We start from the raw sequence: 17,580 nt of genomic DNA, 5'->3' as shown, positions 1-17,580 counted from the left end.
GGGGTGCCCGTCGGTCTGTGGGCGCCTATAGCCCCGCGATGGGGTTCTTCAGGTTGCCGATCAGCTGGAGTGCGCCCGCCGGGTCCGTCAGGTCCACCATCTGCTTGTTGTTGCGGAGTTGGAGGCGGTTGAGGCAGGAGAGGGCGAACTCGGGGGCGAACATGTCGTACTGCTTGAACTTGTCGGCGAGTTCGGGCACCGAGTGCTGGTAGTCGCGGGTGACTTCGGCGACCGTGCGCCAGAAGGCGTCCTCGTCCAGGATTTCCTCGGCCGCCAGGTTCGCGGCGAGGAAGCGGAAGAAGCAGTCGAAGACGTCCGTGAAGATGGAGAGGAGCTTCTTCTCCTCCGGGACCTCCACGCGGAGCCGTTCGACCGTCGGCGGCAGGACCGCCTCCGGGTCCATGACGGCGATCTCCTCGGCGATGTCCTTGTAGATCGCGCGTTCCACTACGCCGTCCTTCAGGACGAGGATGACGTTCTCGCCGTGGGGCATGAACACCAGGTCGTAGGCGTAGAAGCTGTGGAGGAGCGGGGTGAAGTACGCCCGCAGGTAGCGGCGCAGCCACTCCGTCGGGGTCAGGCCGGACTGGGCGATCAGGGCGCCCGCGAAGGACGCGCCCTCGTGGTCGACGTGGACGAGGGAGGCCATGGTGGCCAGCGACTCGCCGTCCTGGAGGGATGCGACCGGGCTCTCGCGCCACAGGGCCGCGAGCATCTTGCGGTACGGCGAGTAGCGGTCCGTCGCCTTCTCGTACTCCAGGTGCCGGTAGCCGACGGCGGCGCGCTCGCGGATGATCGACAGGCCGGTGGACTTGAGGACCGGGTCGTTGTCGATGAGCTGGGCGAGCCAGTCGTTGATGGCGGGGGTGGCCTCCATGTAGGCGGCCGAGAGTCCGCGCATGAAGCCCATGTTGAGGACCGAGAGCGCTGTTTTGACGTAGTGCTTCTCGGGGGTGGTGCTGTTGAAGAAGGTGCGGATCGATTGTTGGGCCAGGTATTCGTCGTCGCCCTCGCCGAGGCAGACCAGGTGCTTCTGGGCGACTTCGGCGGCGAAGGTCACCGTCAGCTTGTTCCACCACTGCCAGGGGTGGACGGGGATGAGGAGATAGTCGGCGGGGTCGAGGTGCTGGTCGCGCAGGACGTCGTAGAAGCGCTCCACGGTCTCCTCGCCCAGTTCCTGCCGTACGAAGGACTCGTACTCGATGCCGACACCGGCCGTGAACGCGGCGCGCGAGCGGTGGGCCGCGAGCCAGACCAGGCGGACCGGGCTCGCGGTCTCGGGGGCGTACGAGTGGTACTCGTGGATGCCGAAGCCGAGTCGGCCGTTGTTGGCGACGAAGCAGGGGTGGCCCTCGGTCATGCCGGTCTCGATGGCCTGGAAGCCGCTCTTCGCCAGCTCGGCGGAGGTCGTCTGCGGCTTGGTGAGCTTGTAGCAGGTGCCGGAGAGGGTGGAGGAGATCTCCTCCAGGTAGACCGGCAGGACCTCGTCGCTCAGACCGAGTGACTTCTTCAGCTCGATGAAGAAGTCGAGGGCGGCGAGGGGGAGTTCGGCGCCGTCGCGGCGGCGGGAGATGGAGTCGGCGTCCACCTGCCAGTGGTCGAGGGCGCGGACCACTGCCGAGAAGGTGTACCGGGTCAGGCCGTCGTCACTGCGTACGACGTACCGGTCACCGTCCTTCTCGGGGGTGATCAGCCGCTCGTGCGCGAACTCGGCGAGTGCCTTGCGGATGAGGAGGCGGTTGGCCCGCTCCCAGCGCTCGGGGGAGAGGTGGGCCGTGGCGTCGGCGAGGGTCATCCGTGCACCGCCTTCTCGAAGTGGTCGCGCGTGCAGAAACTCAGCAACGCCTTCTTCTCCGGCTTCTGTATCTCCCGCTCGGGTATGAACCCGACGGCTTCGTTCAGGGCGTGGACGGCCTTGTTGGCGCTGTCCGGCTCGACGACGACGCGGGCGGTGCGCGGGTCCTCGAAGAGGTGGGCCATCACGGCGGTGATGACGGCCTTGGTGAAGCCGTGCACGGGCCGGTCGGTGGCCGGCACCAGGAAGTGCATGCCGACGTCGCCGGGCTGCGGGTCGTACAGGCCGACCAGTTCACGGTGCGCGGGGTCGTAGTACTCCATGAGGAAGGCGGGTTCGCCGCCTTGCAGCCCGAGCAGGGCGTGATGGTGCTCGTCGGCCGCGATCTCCATGTAGGCGCGCTCGACGTCCTGCAACTTCGCGTCCTGCATCATCCAGTAGGCCGCCTTGGGGTGGGTGACCCAGGTGTGCAGCAGCTCGGCGTCGTTCAGGGGGTCGAGCGGGCGGAAGGTGAAGGTCATGGGGTTCATACGGCGAACTCCTGGAACGCGATGGTCTTCTCGACCGGGTAGTACTCGCTGCCGAGCAGCTCACGGATGATGTAGCTGTTGCGGTACGCGCCCATGCCCAGGTCGGGGCTGGTGATGCTGTGGGTGTGGACGCCGGCGTTCTGCAGGAAGACGCCCCGGCCGGTCGTGTCGATCGAGTAGTTGCGGGCGACGTCGAAGTTGCCCTGCGCGTCGTAGACCAGCCGGTCGCGCACGGGCTTCAGGAACTCCGGCTCGGCGTAGTGGTAGCCGGTGGCCAGGACCAGGCCCTGGGACGCGATCTCGTACTCCTTCTCCTGCTCCTCCTGGCGGAAGGAGAGGGTGTACGTGCCGTTCTCGTACCGCGCGCTGTTCAGCGAGGAGTTGGTGAGCAGGCGCGTGGGCACCGGGCCGCCGAGGTTCTTCTGGTACAGCAGATCGAAGATCTCGTTGATCAGGTCGCCGTCGATGCCCTTGAACAGGCCCTTCTGCTGGGCCGTGAGGCGGTAGCGGGTGGCCTCGGGGAGCTCACGGAAGTAGTCGATGTACTCCGGCGACGTCATCTCCAGCGTGAGCTTGGTGTACTCCAGCGGGAAGAAACGCGGGGAGCGGGTCACCCAGTTCAGCCGGTAGCCGTGGACGTCGATCTCGCTGAGGAGGTCGTAGTAGATCTCCGCGGCGGACTGGCCGGAGCCGACGAGCGTGATCGACTCCTTCTTCTGCAGCTCCGCCTTGTTCTGCATGTAGCGGGAGTTGTGGAAGAAGTCGCCGTCCAGGCCGCGCACCGCCTCGGGGTAGTACGGCGAGGTGCCGGTGCCGAGGACCAGGTGGCGGGCGCGGAAGGTGTCGCCGGCCGCTGTCTTTACGACGTAAAGACCGTCCTCGTACGTCACTTCCGTCACCGTCGTGCTGAAGCGCACGCTGCTGAGCTTGTTCGCGGCCCAGCGGCAGTAGTCGTCGTACTCGACGCGCAGGGGGTAGAAGTTCTCGCGGATGTAGAACGAGTACAACCGCCCTTGCTCTTTGAGGTAGTTCAGGAAGGAGTACGGCGACGTCGGGTCGGCGAGGGTGACCAGGTCCGACATGAACGGGGTCTGGAGGTGGGCGCCGTCCAGGAACATGCCCGCGTGCCACTCGAAGCTCGGCTTCGACTCCAGGAAGATCCCGTCGAGGTCGTCGATGGGCTCCGTCAGACAGGCCAGGCCGAGGTTGAAGGGGCCGAGGCCTATCCCGACGAAGTCGAGGGTCTTTTCAGAGGCTTCAGGAAGCGCGGACAACGGTCTCTCCCAGGTACTGCTCGGCGTGGCCGGCGATCAGATCGAGGACGGCGGCGATGTCGGCCGCCTGCGTCTCGGGGTTGAGCAGGGTGAACTTCAGGTAGTGGCGGCCGCCGACCTTGGTGCCCGCGACCACCGCGTCACCGGAGGCGAACAGGGCCTTGCGGGCGTACAGATTGGCCCGGTCGATCTCGGCGGGGTCGGTGACGGCGGCCGGGATGTAGCGGAAGACGAGGGTGGAGAGCGACGGCTCCACGACCACGTCGAAGCGCGGGTCGGCGGCGAGCAGCTGCCAGCCCTCGACGGCCAGGTCGCAGACCTCGTCGAAGAGCTGGCCGATGCCGTCGGCGCCCATCGTCCGCAGTGTCATCCACAGCTTGAGCGCGTCGAAGCGGCGGGTGGTCTGCAGGGACTTGTCGACCTGGTTGGGTATGCGCTCCTGCACCATCCGGCGCGGGTTGAGGTACTCCGCGTGGTAGGTGGCGTGCCGCAGCGTGGCGGCGTCGCGGACCAGCACGGCCGATGAACTCACCGGCTGGAAGAAGGACTTGTGGTAGTCGACGGTGACGGAGTCGGCGCGCTCGATGCCGTCGATGCGGTCGCGGTACTTGATCGACGCGAGGAGTCCACAGCCGTAGGCGGCGTCGACGTGCATCCAGGTGTCGTACTGCTCGCACAGCTCGGCGATCTCGGGCAGCGGGTCGATGGAGCCGAAGTCGGTGGTGCCGGCGGTGGCGACGACGGCCATGGGGACCAGGCTGTCCTTCTTGCAGCGCTCCAGCTCATGGGCGAGCGCGACGGTCTGCAGGCGCTTGTCGTGGTCGACGGGGATCGAGACGACGGAGTCGGGGCTCAGGCCGAGCAGCTTCGCGGACTTCTTCACGCTGAAGTGGCTGACCTCGGAGGCGAAGATGCGCAGTTTGGCGAAGGAGTCGGTCTTCGCCTCCTCACGGGCCAGTAGCAGCGCCTGGAGGTTGGACTGGGTGCCGCCGGAGGTGAACACCCCGTCGGCGGCCGGGCCGAGGCCGATACGGGCGGTGGTCCAGTCGATGAGCTTGCGCTCGATGAGGGTGCCGCCTGCCGACTGGTCCCAGGTGTCCAAGGAGGAGTTGACGGCGGAGAGGACCGCCTCGCCGAGCACGGCCGGGATGACGACCGGGCAGTTGAGGTGGGCGAGGTAGCGGGGGTGGTGGAAGTAGATCGCGTCCCGGAGGTAGACGTCCTCCAGTTCGTCGAGGACCGCGGCGGTGTCGTGCAGCGGCCGGTCGAGGTCGATCGCGTCGATACGGGGGGCGAGGGCGTCGACCGTGACGCCGGTGAACGGACGGTCGGTGGTGGCGAGTTTGGCCGCCACCCGCTCGATTCCTTCGGTCACGGAGCGGCGGTACCGCTCCGCGGTCGTGTCATTGAGCAGGTGCGAGCGCATGTGGGGGTCCTCCGGTGGGGACGATCCGTGGCGGGTCGAGAAGAAGTGGAGTCTGAGCTTCAACTTAGGTAAGCCTAACCTAACTTCACCGAATGTAACGCATGAGAAACCCACCCCCACCCGTGACAGTGGTCACTCCTGTCGCTGTCTCACTACTCGCCGCGCTCGCGCAGCTGCTCCTCGGTCAGCCCCTGCCGCCAGTAGCCCACGAACGTGACCCGGCGACGGTCGATCCCGCGCTCGCCCACAAAATGCCGGCGCAGCTGCTTCACGCAGCCGGACTCACCCGCGATCCAGACGTACGGCCGCTCTGCGGGCGGGAGTTGGTCGGCCCGTACGGCGTCGAGGGCCATGGGGGACCCCTCGGCGCGTACGAGCCACGTGATGTCGGCGTCCGCCTCCGTCACCAGGTCCTGGATGTCACCGGCATGGTGCACCTCCAGCCAGACCCGGGCACGGGTGCCGGCCGGCAGCGACTCGACGATGGCGGAGACGGCCGGTACGGCGGTCTCGTCGCCCCAGATCACCACCAGATCGGTGTCGGCAGGCGGCCGGAAGCGAATGGCCCGGTTGTCGGCGACGGCCGGCCCGAGCAACAGCACCCGGTCCCCGGCACACGCCCGCGAGGCCCACCGCGACGCCGGCCCGGCGGGCACCGCGGCGCCCGGCTCGACCCCGTGCAGCACAAAGTCGATGTCGATCTCATCGGGCTCCCGCCGCAACGCCCGCAACGTGTACGACCGCATCACGGCCCGCACATCATCCGGCAGTTCCCGCCACCCCTGCCACCAGCCGTCCCCGAGCTCGATGGGCACGGCGGGTTCGGTCTGCCCCGGATGCGGCAGGAACAGCGACAGCGACTGGTCACGCCCGTTGGAGTGGAAGTCCCGCAACTCGTCCCCGGCAAAGGTGACCCGGACCAGAGACGGCCCGAGCCGCAGAGTCCGTACGACATGCAGAGAGAAGAACCGGAACGGGGCGGCGACGGCGGTAGACATGGGTAACTCCTGAATCGGCGTCAGGGGAACTAACCCAGGGGCGCGGGGAACTGCGCGACCAGCCACATCCGGCCCGCAGTCGCCCCGCAAAGCTCAACCACCCCTGATCAGCTGACCTTCTTCGCCTTCTCAAGAGCCTCCGCAAGGTTCTCAAGAAGCGGCGTGCACTTGTCGTAAGACAGAATCGGCTCCGGCGACCGAGCGATGACCTGCCCAGCCTTGACCGCCGGCAACTGCTTCCACGTGCCCTCAGTGATGTCAGCCGGCTGAATCGTCGAAGACCGGTCATCCATCATGATGACGTCCGCCCCGTACTTGTCGACGTTCTCCCAGCTGAGGCTCTCGAACCAGCCGCCGGTCGCTTCCTTCGCCTTCTCCGGGGGCTCGACGAAGTTCACGCCGAGAGCCTTGAAGTACTCCAGGTCGATGGAGAGGTTGGTACCGGAGACGTAGAACAGCTCCGTGCTCGCGGAACCGGCCAGCACCTTGATGTCGGGCTTGGCCTTGGCGGCCGCGCGCAGCCGGGCGGCCGCGTCCTCGAACTTCTTCTTGGACTGGACGACCTTGTCGGCCTTCATGTCGGCGCCGAGCGACTCGGCCAGCGCCCACATGCGGCCGAGCGGCGCGGTCAGCTGGCGGTCGTAGACGGAGATCGCGGCGCTCGGCGCGAGCTTGGCGATCTTGTCCTTGGACGCCTCGGGGACGTACCAGAGGGTGCCGGCGCTGTCGAAGGTCGTGGAGATGAGGACGTCGGGCTGGAAGGCGGCGTACTGCTCGACGTTGAACGCGTCCCAGACATTGCCGAAGATCGTCAGCTTGCTGACGTCCATGTCGCCGGCCTGCACATCCGCCTTGCCGGACTTGGTCTTGGTCGGGCCGAAGACGCCCTTGACCTCGATGCCGTAGTCGTAGAGGGCGGCGGCGACACCGGTGAAGGCGACGATCTTCGTGGGGACTTCGTCCAGCTTCACGGTCGTACCGCGGTCGTCCTTGAACGACCAGGGGCCGGTAGCCTTCGCGGAGGCCGTCGACTCAGAGCCACCGCTCTTCGCGTCGTCGTCTCCGCAGGCTGCGAGCGCGGCACCGAGGCCGAGGGCGCCACCGGCGGCGAGTATGCCACGGCGGGTGAAGTGGGTGGCTCTGGCGTTGGACATGGTGTGACTGCTTTCGAACGGGGCGAAGCGCCCGCCGGACAAGTTCGAACGTAGGTTAGCCTAACCTCACCACTTGTCCAGGGGTGGGCCGCCCCCCGGTCCGAAGCCTGTGCGCACCCTGTGACCTGCGGTTTCAGCTTGTCAGCCCCAACTCCCTTGCGATCAGCATCCGTTGGACCTCACTGGTGCCCTCACCGATCTCCAGGATCTTCGAGTCGCGCCACATGCGTGCCACCGGGTATTCGTTCATGAAGCCGTAGCCGCCGTGGATCTGGGTCGCCTCGCGGGCGTTGTCCACCGCGATCGTCGACGAGTAGAGCTTGGCCAGGGCCGCCTCCTTCTTGAAGGGTTCCCCGGCGACCAGGCGGGAGGCCGCGTCACGCCAGGCCAGGCGGGAGGTGTGGGCCTTCATCTCCATGTCGGCGAGCTTGAACTGGATCGCCTGGTTGGCGCCGATCGGGCGGCCGAAGGCGTGGCGCTCCTTCGCGTACTTCAGGGACTCGTCCACGCAGCCCTGAGCCAGGCCGGTGGCGAGGGCCGCGATGGCGATACGGCCCTCGTCGAGGATGTGCAGGAACTGGGCGTATCCGCGGCCCTGTTCGCCCAGCAGGTTCGCGGCCGGGACCCGGACGTCGGAGAAGGACAGCTCACGGGTGTCGGAGGCGTTCCAGCCGACCTTCGAGTAGGGCGGGGCGACCGTGAAGCCCGGGGTTCCCGACGGGACGATGATCGCGGAGATCAGGGGCCTGCCGTCCGGCTTGCGGCCCGTCACCGCCGTGACCGTCACCAGACCCGTGATGTCCGTACCGGAGTTGGTGATGAAGCACTTCGTGCCGTTGATCACCCACTCGTTCGTCTCGGCGTCCAGCCGGGCCGTCGTCCGCGTCGCGCCCGCGTCGCTGCCGCCGTCCGGCTCGGTCAGGCCGAAGGCGCCGAGGATCTCGCCGGTGCAGAGGCGGGGGAGCCACTCGCGCTTCTGCTCCTCGGTGCCGAAGAGGTGGATCGGCATCGCGCCGAGCGAGACGCCGGCCTCCAGGGTGATGGCCACCGAGGAGTCCACGCGGGCGAGTTCCTCCAGGGCGATGCCCAGCGCCAGATAGTCGCCGCCCATACCGCCGTACTCCTCCGGGAACGGCAGCCCGAACAGGCCCATGCGGCCCATCTCGCGGACGATCTCGTACGGGAATTCATGGTGCTCGTAGAACTCGCCGATCTTGGGGGCGACCACGTCGTGTGCGAACTGCTCGACCGTACGCCGGAGTTCTTCGAGTTCGGGGGACAGGCGGTGGTCCATGGCAGATCACTGCTCCTTGTGGGGCTGTGGTGTTGTACCGAGTGCGCGAACGGCGCGGGACGGGCTGGGTCGGCCCAGGTGGGCGGCCATCCAGACGCTGGTGGCGACGAGACGGCCGAGGTCTACTCCGGTGTCGATGCCGAGTCCTTGCAGCATCCACACGAGGTCTTCGGTGGCGAGATTGCCGGTGGCGGACTTGGCGTACGGGCAGCCGCCGAGGCCGCCCGCCGAGGCGTCGACGGTGGTGACGCCGTGTTGCAGTGCGGCCAGGGTGTTGGCCAGCGCCTGGCCGTACGTGTCGTGGAAGTGCACGCCCAACGCGCTGGTCGGGACGTGCTGTTCCTTTAGTACGCCGAGGAGTTCCAGGACATGGCCCGGGGTCGCCACGCCGATCGTGTCGCCGAGGCTCAACTCGTCGCAGCCCATGTCCAGCAGGGCCTTGGCGACATGCACGACCTGCTGGACCGGGACCGGGCCTTCCCACGGGTCGCCGAAGCACATCGACAGATAGCCGCGTACGTGGACCTGCTCGGCCTTCGCCCGCGCGACCACCGGCTCGAACATGGCCAGCGCCTCGTCGACCGTCCGGTTGAGGTTGGCCTTGGCGAAGGACTCGGTGGCGCTGGCGAAGACGGCGACGCGGGTGGCGCCGAGGGACAGCGCCCGGTCCAGTCCGCGTTCGTTCGGTACGAGCACCGGGAGCGCGACCGGCAGCTCGCTCACGGCGGGGAACAGCTCTTCCGCGTCCGCGAGTTGAGGCACCCACTTGGGGTGGACGAAGCTGGTCGCCTCGATCGTCGTCAGGCCCGAGTCGGCCAGCCGGCGGATGAACTCCGCCTTGATCTCGGTCGGCACGGTCGACTTCTCGTTCTGCAGTCCGTCGCGCGCGCCGACCTCGTGGATCCGCACCCGGGTGGGCAGACCCTGGGCCGGTACGGCCATGGGGAGTCCCTGAACTGTCATTCCTCCGCCTCCTCGTGCGGTGCGACGACCGCCAGTACCTGGTCCATGGCGACCGTCGTGCCCGGCGCCACATCCAGCTCGGCGACCGTGCCGGCGTGCGGGGCGGAGACGACGTGCTCCATCTTCATCGCCTCGACGACCAGCAGACTCTGACCGGCGGCCACCTCGTCACCGACGGCCACCTTCACGACCGTGACCGTCCCCGGCATCGGCGCGGTGAGCGAGTCGGCACCGGAGTACGCGGCCCGGTTGAGCGAGGCCGCGACCGGGTCGTGGTCGCGGACGTGCCAGGCGTCGCCGTCGCGGCCGATCCAGTCGGCGGCTCGGTGGAACGTGTGCCGGACGCCGTCCAGCAGCACCGACACCTCGTCATCGGTGACCGTGTGGGTACCGCGCGGGACGTACTCCACGGCGTCGTGCACCCGGAGGTGGAAGCCGACCGGCTTGGCTGCCCCGCCCAGCCGCCAGCCGCTCGGCACCGAGAACGGGTCGGTCCAGCCGTCGCCGTGCGGCCGCAGCGCTTCCAGGCGTACGGCCGCCGCCGCCTCGTAGACCTCCTCGGGTACGTCGGTGGAGACGAGGTCGGCCACGACCCGTTCGACCAGCCCTGTGTCCAACTCGCCCGCCACGACCGCCGGGTGGGCCAGCAGCCGCCGCAGGAACCCGGCATTCGTCTGCACGCCCAGCGTCACCGTCTCCCCGAGGGCGGCCCGGAGCTTCCTGAGCGCGGTCGCGCGGTCGGGGCCGTACGCGATCACCTTGGACAGCATCGGGTCGTACAGGCTGCCGACCTCGGTGCCCTCGCTGAGCCCGGAGTCGGTGCGGACGCCGTCGCCCTGGGGCTCGCGCAGGTGCAGGACCGTGCCGCCGGACGGGAGGAACCCGCGCGCGGGGTCCTCGGCGCAGACGCGGGCCTCCACCGCGTGCCCGGTCAGCCGGATCTCGTCCTGCGCGAACGGCAGTCGCTCACCCGCCGCCACCCGCAGCTGCCACTCCACCAGGTCCAGGCCCGTGATCAGCTCGGTCACCGGGTGCTCCACCTGGAGGCGGGTGTTCATCTCCATGAAGTAGTACGACGACGGATCGACGCCCGGGACGATGAACTCCACCGTGCCCGCGCCGACGTACCCGCAGGAACGCGCCGCCTGGACCGCCGCCTCGCCCATGGACGCGCGCGTGGCCTCGTCCAGCAGGACGGAAGGCGCCTCCTCGATGATCTTCTGGTGGCGGCGCTGCAACGAGCACTCGCGCTCGCCCAGGTGGATCACATTCCCGTGGGCGTCCGCCAGGACCTGGATCTCGATGTGCCGGGGCCGGTCGATCCACCGCTCGACGAGGAGCGTGTCGTCGCCGAAGGAGGCCGCGGCCTCGCGCCGGGCCGCCGCGATCTCCTCGTCCAGCACGGCCAGGTCCCGCACCAGGCGCATGCCCTTGCCGCCACCGCCGGCGCTGGGCTTGAGCAGCACGGGGGCGCCCAACTCGCGGGCGGCGTCGGTGAGTTCCGGGTCGCGTCCGCCGGGCACCACCGGCACCCCGGCCGCCTGCACCGTCTCCTTCGCGCGGATCTTGTCGCCCATGAGGGAGATCGCCTCGGCGGGCGGCCCGATGAAGGCCAGGCCTGCCTCGGCGCACGCGCGCGCGAACGCGGTGTTCTCGGCGAGGAAGCCGTACCCGGGGTGGACCGCCTGGGCGCCGGTTCGGGCGGCGGCCTCCAGGATGCGCTCCACGGACAGATAGCTCTGTGCCGCCGGGGCGGGACCGATCCGTACCGCCGTGTCGGCCTCCCGGACGTGCCGGGCGTCGGCGTCCGCGTCGGAGAAGACGGCGACCGAGCGGACGCCCAGCGTGCGCAGCGTGCGGATGACCCGGACGGCGATCTCGCCCCGGTTGGCCACAAGCACCGTGTCGAACATGGTCGTAAGGTCCCCTCACATCCGGAAGACGCCGAACTGGGGGTCACCCAGGGGCGCATTGGCGCACGCGGTCAGGGCCAGGCCCAGCACCTGACGGGTCTCCAGCGGGTCGATGACGCCGTCGTCCCAGAGCCGGGCGGTGGCGTAGTAAGCGTTCCCCTGACGCTCGTACTGCGCACGGATCGGCGCCTTGAAGTCCTCTTCCTCGCCCTCGGGCCAGGACTCCCCGCGGGCCTCCAGCTGGTCCCGCTTGACGGTGGCGAGGACGGAGGCGGCCTGCTCGCCGCCCATGACGGAGATCTTGGCGCCGGGCCACATCCACAGGAAGCGGGGGGAGTAGGCCCGGCCGCACATCGAGTAGTTGCCCGCGCCGTACGACCCGCCGACCACGACCGTCAGCTTCGGCACGCGCGTGGTGGCGACCGCCGTCACCATCTTGGCGCCGTGCTTGGCGATGCCCCCGGCCTCGTAGTCCCGGCCGACCATGAACCCGGAGATGTTCTGCAGGAACACCAGCGGGATCCCGCGCTGGTCGCACAGCTCGATGAAGTGGGCGCCCTTCTGGGCGGACTCGGAGAACAGGATGCCGTTGTTGGCGACGATGCCGACCGGGTGGCCGTGGATCCGGGCGAAGCCGGTGACCAGGGTCTGCCCGAACTCGGACTTGAACTCGGAGAAGCGGGAGCCGTCGGCGATACGCGCGATGATCTCGCGGACGTCGTACGGGGTACGGGGGTCGGCGGGCACGGCGCCGTACAGCCCGTACGGGTCGACCTTCGGCTCCGCGGCGGGCACCACATCCCAGGGCAGCGGCCCGCGCGCGGGCAGCGTGGCGACGATGTTGCGCACGATCCGCAGCGCGTGCGCGTCGTCCTCCGCGAGGTGGTCGGTCACGCCGGACACACGCGCGTGGACCTCGCCGCCGCCGAGCTCCTCCGCGGTGACGACCTCGCCGGTGGCGGCCTTCACGAGTGGGGGCCCGCCGAGAAAGATGGTGCCCTGATTGCGGACGATCACGGCCTCGTCGCTCATCGCGGGGACGTACGCCCCACCGGCCGTGCACGAGCCGAGGACGGCGGCGATCTGCGGGATGCGCGCCGCGGACATCCGGGCCTGGTTGTAGAAGATCCGCCCGAAGTGCTCACGGTCGGGGAAGACCTCGTCCTGCATGGGCAGGAAGGCGCCGCCGGAGTCGACGAGATAGAGGCAGGGCAGCCGGTTCTCCAGGGCGACTTCCTGTGCCCGCAGATGCTTCTTCACGGTGATGGGGTAGTACGTGCCCCCCTTCAGGGTGGCGTCATTGGCGACGATCACGCACTCGCGTCCGCCGACCCGCCCGATCCCGGCGATGACGCCGGCCGCCGGGGCCTGTCCGTCGTACATCCCGTCGGCCGCGAGCGGGGCCAGCTCCAGGAAGGGCGAGCCGGGGTCGAGGAGGGTGTCGACCCGGTCGCGGGGCAGCAGCTTGCCGCGTGCGGTGTGGCGGGCACGGGCTTTCTCGCCGCCCCCGAGCCGGGCGGCGGCGAGCTTGCCGCGCAGCTCCTCGACGAGCGCCAGCTGTGCCGCCTCATTGGCCCGCCAGGCCTCCGACGCGGGGTCCGCCGCGCTGTGGAGCTCCGGTGCCTGTTGCATCCCGCGGTCCCCTCACCTTGTTAATGAGCGTTAACGCATTTCCTCCAGGTTAACGACCGCTAACCTCCCTGTCTAGAATTGGCTTCATGGCCACCAGAACCGACGCCCCCACCCGCCGTGAGCAGATCCTCAAGGAAGCGGCTCGCCTCTTCGCCGAGCGTGGCTTCCACGGGGTCGGAGTCGACGAGATAGGGGCCGCGGTGGGCATCAGCGGCCCCGGCCTCTACCGGCACTTCGCGGGCAAGGACGCGATGCTCGCCGAGTTGCTCGTCGGCATCAGCGGCCAGCTCCTGACCGGCGGGAAGCGCCGGGTCGCCGAGGCCGACGGCAACGCCGAGGCCGTCCTCGACTCCCTCATCGAGGGCCACATCGACTTCGCCCTCGACGACCGCCCCCTCATCACCCTGCACGACCGCGAGCTGGACCGCCTCCGCGACAGCGACCGCAAGCTCGTACGGCAGCTGCAGCGGCAGTACGTCGAGCTGTGGGTGGAGGTGGTGCGCAAGGTCTACCCCGGCCTCACCGAACCGACGGCCCGCTCCGCCGTCCACTCGGTCTTCGGCCTCCTCAACTCGACACCGCACCTGGGACGGCCGGGGTCCCTGCCGGGGCGTGCGGCCACGGCCGAGCTGCTGCACCGGATGGCCCGGGGGGCGTTCGCGGCGGCGGAGGCGTGACGAGCGTTACGTAGGGGCCGGTCTGGACGCGGCTTCGTACTCGCCGGTACCTTGAATGAGCAAGCGCTTAGACAGGTACCGGTGGAGGAGGACGGCGTGCGCCGTACGGTGTTCAACGAGGATCACGAGGCGTTCCGGGAGACCCTTCGCGCCTTCATCGAGGCCGAGGTCGTGCCGGTCTACGACGAGTGGTTCGCGGCCGGTCAGGCGCCGCGCGACTTCTACTACAAGCTGGCCGAGCTGGGCGTCTTCGGTATCCGCGTGGACGAGGAGTTCGGCGGCGCCGGCATCGACTCGTACAAGTTCGAAGCCGTGATGTACGAGGAGACGGCCCGCGCGGGTGTGCAGTTCGGCGGCTCCGGTGTGCACGTGCTGCTCGGTCTGCCGTACATCAAGATGCTCGCCACCGACGAGCAGAAGAAGCGGTTCCTGCCGAAGTTCGTCTCCGGTGAGGAGATGTGGGCCCTGGCGATGACCGAGCCGGGCACCGGCTCCGACCTCGCGGGCATGAAGACCACCGCCAAGCTCAGCGAGGACGGCACGCACTACGTCCTCAACGGCGCCAAGACCTTCATCACGGGCGGCGTCCACGCCGACCGCGTGATCGTCTGCGCCCGGACGTCCGCGCCCACCGCCGAGGACCGCCGCTTCGGTATCTCCCTCTTCGCGGTGGACACCAAGTCCGAGGGCTACTCGGTCGGCCGCAAGCTCGACAAGCTCGGGCTGAAGACCTCCGACACCGCCGAGCTGGCGTTCGTCGACGTCAAGGTGCCCGTCGAGGACCTGCTCGGCGAGGAGAACAAGGGCTTCTACTACCTCGGCCACAACCTGGCCTCCGAGCGCTGGGGCATCGCCTTCGGCGCCTACGCCCAGGCCAAGGCGGCCGTCCGGTTCGCCAAGGAGTACGTCCAGGACCGCACCGTCTTCGGCAAGACCGTCGCCTCCTTCCAGAACACCAAGTTCGAGCTGGCCGCCTGCCAGGCCGAGGTGGACGCGGCGGAGGCCGTCGCCGACCGCGCCCTTGAGGCCCTCGACGCCGGTGAGCTGACCCCGGCCGAGGCCGCCAGCGCCAAGCTGTTCTGCACCGAGGTCGCGCACCGCGTGATCGACCGCTGCCTCCAGCTGCACGGCGGCTACGGCTTCATGAACGAGTACCCGATCGCCCGCCTGTACGCGGACAACCGCGTGAACCGCATCTATGGCGGCACCAGCGAGATCATGAAGTCGATCATCGCGAAGGACATGGGCCTGTAAGGTTCCCGAAATTACCGGCCAGTAGAAAAGGTGCCATGAACCAGGCACTACAGGGTCTCCTCGATCTGCTCGACATCGAGCAGATCGAGGAGAACATCTTCCGCGGCCAGTCCCGCTCCGCCGTCGTCCCACGCGTCTTCGGCGGACAGGTCGCGGCCCAGGCGCTCGTCGCCGCCGGGCGTACGGTCCCCGAGGACCGCCTCGCCCACTCCCTCCACGCGTACTTCCTGCGCATCGGCGACGCGGGCGCGCCCATCGTCTACAACGTCGACCGGATGAACGACGGCCGTTCCTTCACCACGCGCCGCGTGGTCGCGGTCCAGCACGGGCAGCCGATCTTCGCGCTCTCGGCCTCCTTCCAGAAATACGAGGAAGGCTTCGAGCACCAGACCCCGATGCCGGCCGCCCCCGACCCGGTCAGCCTGCCCACCGCCGAGGAACGGCTGCCGGCGTACGACCTCGCCCCCGAGGTCGTCGAGAAGATGCTGGAGGCGCGGGCCGCCGTCGATCTGCGCTACGTCGACGACCCGCCGTACGGCCGCTACGGAGAGCCCCGCGAGCCCCACTCCCAGGTCTGGTTCCGCACCAACGGCAAACTGGCCGACGACCCTCTGCTCCACGTCGTCCTCGCCACCTACGTCTCCGACATGACCCTCCTCGACTCCGTCCTCCTCGCGCACGGGCGCGGGGGATGGGCGGTCGGGGACGTCGTCGGGGCCTCCCTGGACCACGCGATGTGGTTCCACCGGCCCTTCCGCGCCGACGAATGGCTCCTGTACGACCAGGAGTCCCCGTCGGCGCACGGCGGCCGTGGCCTCGGGCAGGCCCGCATCTACACGCAGGACGGACAGCTCGCGATATCGGTGATCCAGGAGGGCGTGGTGCGCGCCCCCCGGCCTAGGTGAGCCCCGCCTCGGACAGCAGATACGCCGTCAGCGGGTCGTAGTACCGCGGGCTGAGGACGTGGTCGTCGAGGGGGACCGCCACCTGGAGGGTGCCCTCGGACTCGGCGAGGAAGAGGGCCGGGTCGTTGCTGTCCGCGTACCCCACGGAGTCGACGCCGTGCTGGGCGGCGTATCCGGCCCAGCCGTGGTCGGCGACGACCAGGTCGGGCAGCGGGCGGCCCTCCTCCTCCAGGGCGGTGAGGATGGCGCGCATCGGGGCGCCGGAGTGCGTGTGCCACAGCGTGGCGCCGTGCTCCAGCATCGCCACGTCCGCGAACTGCATGACGTATCCCTCGTCCGTCTGCAACCCGTCCGGGATCACGACGATCTCGCAGCCGGCCGTGCGCAGCGCGGCGGCCGTGGCGCGGTGCACGTCGAGCAGGCCGCCGGGGTGGCCGGTGGCGAACAGCACCCGCTGCTCGCCGTCGGCCGCCTTGCGCAGCCGGGCCGCCATCCGCTCCAGGGCGTCGACCGTCAGCTCGGGGTCGATCGTGTCCTGGCCGTACCGGTACTCCGGGTCGTCGTTCACACCCACCCGCTCGGTCATCACCGCGAGCACGTCCTGCTCGTCCGTCCAGCGCTCGCCGAGCTCGAGGCCGAGCCAGTAGTGCCGGTCGCCGTTGGCCAGCTTGCGGTAGTGGGAGAGGTTGTTCTCGCGAGGCGTGGCCACGTCGCCCGCGATACGGGTCTTCACGAGGTGGTCGACGAGCTCGGCGCGGCTGGGGGTCCCGGATATCGGCATGGGAACCATTGTGAGGCAGACCGCAGGGCGAACACCCGGCGTCCCGCCCGCTGGGACACGCGTCACTCACCGTTCCCGCAGCGCGAACCACAACTCCATGCGTACGTCGGGATCGTCCAGGTCGGCGCCGAGCAACGCCGCGCACCGGGCGATCCGCTGCCGCACGGTGTTGCGGTGCACGGACAGCGCGACGGCCGTACGGTCCCAACTCCCGTGCAGGGAAAGCCAGGTGCGCAGGGTCTCGGTGAGGGCCTCAGCGGCGGCGACGGGAGCGAGGAGCGCGCGGGCGTGCGCCTGAGCCTCTTCCTGCGGGAGGAGTTCGGCGAGACCGGTGCGGGCGCCGTGCCGGACCAGGGCCGCTCGGGTGGCACGCGCGCGTGCCAGGGCGCGGGCCGCCTGAGTGTCGGCCGACGGCCACTCCTGCGGCGCGGCGGGCGCGCTGACCCCGAGCGTCCAGCCCGGCTGCGGCTCGATCTCGCGCAACGGCACGAGCACGCGTACGACATCCTGGGCGAGGTCCACCAACGGCGAACCGAGCGCCGCGCCCAGGGCGGAGGCCGCCATGGCGTCGGGGCGCTGCGCGTCCGGCCGCGCGTGCACGACCAGCCAACGGTCGGCGCCCAGCAGCGGCGCGACCTCCTCGGGCGGGGCGCCCAGCAGCAGCCGTACCAGCGCGGAGGACCGGGCCGCACCCGCGCCGCTGTGGTGCTCGCCGGTGAGGAGGGTGAGCAGCACGGCGGCGACGGAGGCGATGGTGTGGTCTCCGGGGTCGCGTTGCGGGGCCGCGATGCCCAGGACGAAGCCCTGGCCGGCGCCGAGGGCGTAGGCGGCGAGGTGGGTGCCGGCGACGGTGTCGGTGGCGGAGGTGGGGGAAGCGCCGGAGGTACGGGCGGGCCGTACGACCTCGGCCAGCTCCGCCAGCGCCTCGTCCCCCAGCCCTCGCCCCGCCGCCGCGATCTCCCCGCCGTCCGGCCCGAACAGCAC

The 17,580-nt window shown here is 69.5% G+C and carries 15 protein-coding genes; 3 read left to right on the top strand and 12 right to left on the bottom strand.

The window, feature by feature from the left end; translation table 11 throughout:
* Nucleotides 1-25: 25 nt before the first annotated feature.
* The 10 genes from ACTWQO_RS33055 to ACTWQO_RS33010 form a co-directional block, all read right to left on the bottom strand.
* Nucleotides 26-1,795, bottom strand: coding sequence for an IucA/IucC family protein (locus tag ACTWQO_RS33055; RefSeq protein ID WP_443241055.1), 1,770 nt, complete (start codon nucleotides 1,793-1,795; stop codon nucleotides 26-28).
* Nucleotides 1,792-2,316 (bottom strand): GNAT family N-acetyltransferase, encoded by a 525-nt coding sequence (locus tag ACTWQO_RS33050; protein ID WP_443241111.1) that lies wholly within the window; start codon nucleotides 2,314-2,316, stop codon nucleotides 1,792-1,794. The genes ACTWQO_RS33055 and ACTWQO_RS33050 overlap by 4 nt, the downstream gene beginning before the upstream one ends.
* A gap of 5 nt (nucleotides 2,317-2,321) precedes the next feature.
* Entirely contained in the window at nucleotides 2,322-3,599 is a 1,278-nt protein-coding gene (locus ACTWQO_RS33045; RefSeq protein ID WP_443241054.1) for a lysine N(6)-hydroxylase/L-ornithine N(5)-oxygenase family protein, read from the bottom strand.
* Nucleotides 3,583-5,025 carry a lysine decarboxylase DesA gene (gene desA / locus ACTWQO_RS33040; protein WP_443241053.1) on the bottom strand — a complete coding sequence of 481 codons (1,443 nt, stop codon included), beginning with the start codon at nucleotides 5,023-5,025 and terminating at the stop codon, nucleotides 3,583-3,585. The genes ACTWQO_RS33045 and desA overlap by 17 nt, the downstream gene beginning before the upstream one ends.
* A gap of 152 nt (nucleotides 5,026-5,177) precedes the next feature.
* The gene (locus ACTWQO_RS33035; protein ID WP_443241052.1) at nucleotides 5,178-6,023 is read right to left on the bottom strand and encodes a siderophore-interacting protein; all 846 of its coding nucleotides are present in this window, start codon (nucleotides 6,021-6,023) and stop codon (nucleotides 5,178-5,180) included.
* Between the two features lie 107 nt (nucleotides 6,024-6,130).
* Entirely contained in the window at nucleotides 6,131-7,177 is a 1,047-nt protein-coding gene (locus tag ACTWQO_RS33030) for an ABC transporter substrate-binding protein (protein WP_443241051.1), read from the bottom strand.
* A gap of 133 nt (nucleotides 7,178-7,310) precedes the next feature.
* Nucleotides 7,311-8,471: an acyl-CoA dehydrogenase family protein gene (locus ACTWQO_RS33025; protein ID WP_443241050.1), complete on the bottom strand. Its 1,161-nt coding sequence runs from the start codon at nucleotides 8,469-8,471 to the stop codon at nucleotides 7,311-7,313.
* A 6-nt stretch (nucleotides 8,472-8,477) separates the two neighbouring features.
* A complete protein-coding gene (locus ACTWQO_RS33020) occupies nucleotides 8,478-9,434 on the bottom strand; it encodes a hydroxymethylglutaryl-CoA lyase (protein ID WP_443241049.1) in 957 nt (318 codons plus the stop codon).
* On the bottom strand, nucleotides 9,431-11,347 hold the full coding sequence (locus ACTWQO_RS33015) for an acetyl/propionyl/methylcrotonyl-CoA carboxylase subunit alpha (RefSeq protein WP_443241048.1): 1,917 nt from the start codon (nucleotides 11,345-11,347) through the stop codon (nucleotides 9,431-9,433). Before ACTWQO_RS33015 ends, ACTWQO_RS33020 begins: the two co-directional genes overlap by 4 nt.
* A 15-nt stretch (nucleotides 11,348-11,362) precedes the next feature.
* Nucleotides 11,363-12,979 (bottom strand): carboxyl transferase domain-containing protein, encoded by a 1,617-nt coding sequence (locus ACTWQO_RS33010; protein WP_443241047.1) that lies wholly within the window; start codon nucleotides 12,977-12,979, stop codon nucleotides 11,363-11,365.
* Nucleotides 12,980-13,065: 86 nt separating this feature from the next.
* Here ACTWQO_RS33010 and ACTWQO_RS33005 point away from each other — a divergent pair, with 86 nt between their 5' ends.
* The 3 genes from ACTWQO_RS33005 to ACTWQO_RS32995 all read left to right on the top strand — a co-directional run bounded on the left by ACTWQO_RS33005 (nucleotide 13,066) and on the right by ACTWQO_RS32995 (nucleotide 15,815).
* Nucleotides 13,066-13,656 (top strand): SACE_7040 family transcriptional regulator, encoded by a 591-nt coding sequence (locus ACTWQO_RS33005; RefSeq protein ID WP_443241046.1) that lies wholly within the window; start codon nucleotides 13,066-13,068, stop codon nucleotides 13,654-13,656.
* A gap of 96 nt (nucleotides 13,657-13,752) precedes the next feature.
* Entirely contained in the window at nucleotides 13,753-14,910 is a 1,158-nt protein-coding gene (locus ACTWQO_RS33000) for an acyl-CoA dehydrogenase family protein (RefSeq protein ID WP_210576800.1), read from the top strand.
* A 35-nt stretch (nucleotides 14,911-14,945) separates the two neighbouring features.
* Nucleotides 14,946-15,815 carry an acyl-CoA thioesterase gene (locus ACTWQO_RS32995; RefSeq protein ID WP_443241045.1) on the top strand — a complete coding sequence of 290 codons (870 nt, stop codon included), beginning with the start codon at nucleotides 14,946-14,948 and terminating at the stop codon, nucleotides 15,813-15,815.
* On the opposite strand, the gene ACTWQO_RS32990 is transcribed toward ACTWQO_RS32995, so the two are convergent.
* Together ACTWQO_RS32990 and ACTWQO_RS32985 are read right to left on the bottom strand one after the other, a co-directional pair.
* Nucleotides 15,808-16,596 (bottom strand): phosphatase, encoded by a 789-nt coding sequence (locus ACTWQO_RS32990; protein WP_443241044.1) that lies wholly within the window; start codon nucleotides 16,594-16,596, stop codon nucleotides 15,808-15,810. The genes ACTWQO_RS32995 and ACTWQO_RS32990 overlap by 8 nt on opposite strands.
* Before the next feature lie 66 nt (nucleotides 16,597-16,662).
* Nucleotides 16,663-17,580 (bottom strand): PucR family transcriptional regulator (locus tag ACTWQO_RS32985; protein ID WP_443241043.1); only part of this gene is annotated, 918 nt, incomplete at its 5' end.

Origin of the sequence: Streptomyces sp. 4N124 (assembly GCF_052245395.1) — a bacterium.
Classification (GTDB): Bacteria; Actinomycetota; Actinomycetes; order Streptomycetales; family Streptomycetaceae; genus Streptomyces.
This window is presented reverse-complemented; position numbering and strand designations above follow the sequence as displayed.

Bases quoted from the DNA above. Each gene is read 5' to 3' on its own strand.
- ACTWQO_RS33055 (WP_443241055.1), bottom strand. From the start codon at position 1,795: ATGACCCTCGCCGACGCCACGGCCCACCTCTCCCCCGAGCGCTGGGAG.
- ACTWQO_RS33050 (WP_443241111.1), bottom strand. From the start codon at position 2,316: ATGACCTTCACCTTCCGCCCGCTCGACCCCCTGAACGACGCCGAGCTG.
- desA (WP_443241053.1), bottom strand. From the start codon at position 5,025: ATGCGCTCGCACCTGCTCAATGACACGACCGCGGAGCGGTACCGCCGC.
- ACTWQO_RS33035 (WP_443241052.1), bottom strand. From the start codon at position 6,023: ATGTCTACCGCCGTCGCCGCCCCGTTCCGGTTCTTCTCTCTGCATGTC.
- ACTWQO_RS33030 (WP_443241051.1), bottom strand. From the start codon at position 7,177: ATGTCCAACGCCAGAGCCACCCACTTCACCCGCCGTGGCATACTCGCC.
- ACTWQO_RS33025 (WP_443241050.1), bottom strand. From the start codon at position 8,471: ATGGACCACCGCCTGTCCCCCGAACTCGAAGAACTCCGGCGTACGGTC.
- ACTWQO_RS33020 (WP_443241049.1), bottom strand. From the start codon at position 9,434: ATGACAGTTCAGGGACTCCCCATGGCCGTACCGGCCCAGGGTCTGCCC.
- ACTWQO_RS33015 (WP_443241048.1), bottom strand. From the start codon at position 11,347: ATGTTCGACACGGTGCTTGTGGCCAACCGGGGCGAGATCGCCGTCCGG.
- ACTWQO_RS33010 (WP_443241047.1), bottom strand. From the start codon at position 12,979: ATGCAACAGGCACCGGAGCTCCACAGCGCGGCGGACCCCGCGTCGGAG.
- ACTWQO_RS33005 (WP_443241046.1), top strand. From the start codon at position 13,066: ATGGCCACCAGAACCGACGCCCCCACCCGCCGTGAGCAGATCCTCAAG.
- ACTWQO_RS32995 (WP_443241045.1), top strand. From the start codon at position 14,946: ATGAACCAGGCACTACAGGGTCTCCTCGATCTGCTCGACATCGAGCAG.
- ACTWQO_RS32990 (WP_443241044.1), bottom strand. From the start codon at position 16,596: ATGCCGATATCCGGGACCCCCAGCCGCGCCGAGCTCGTCGACCACCTC.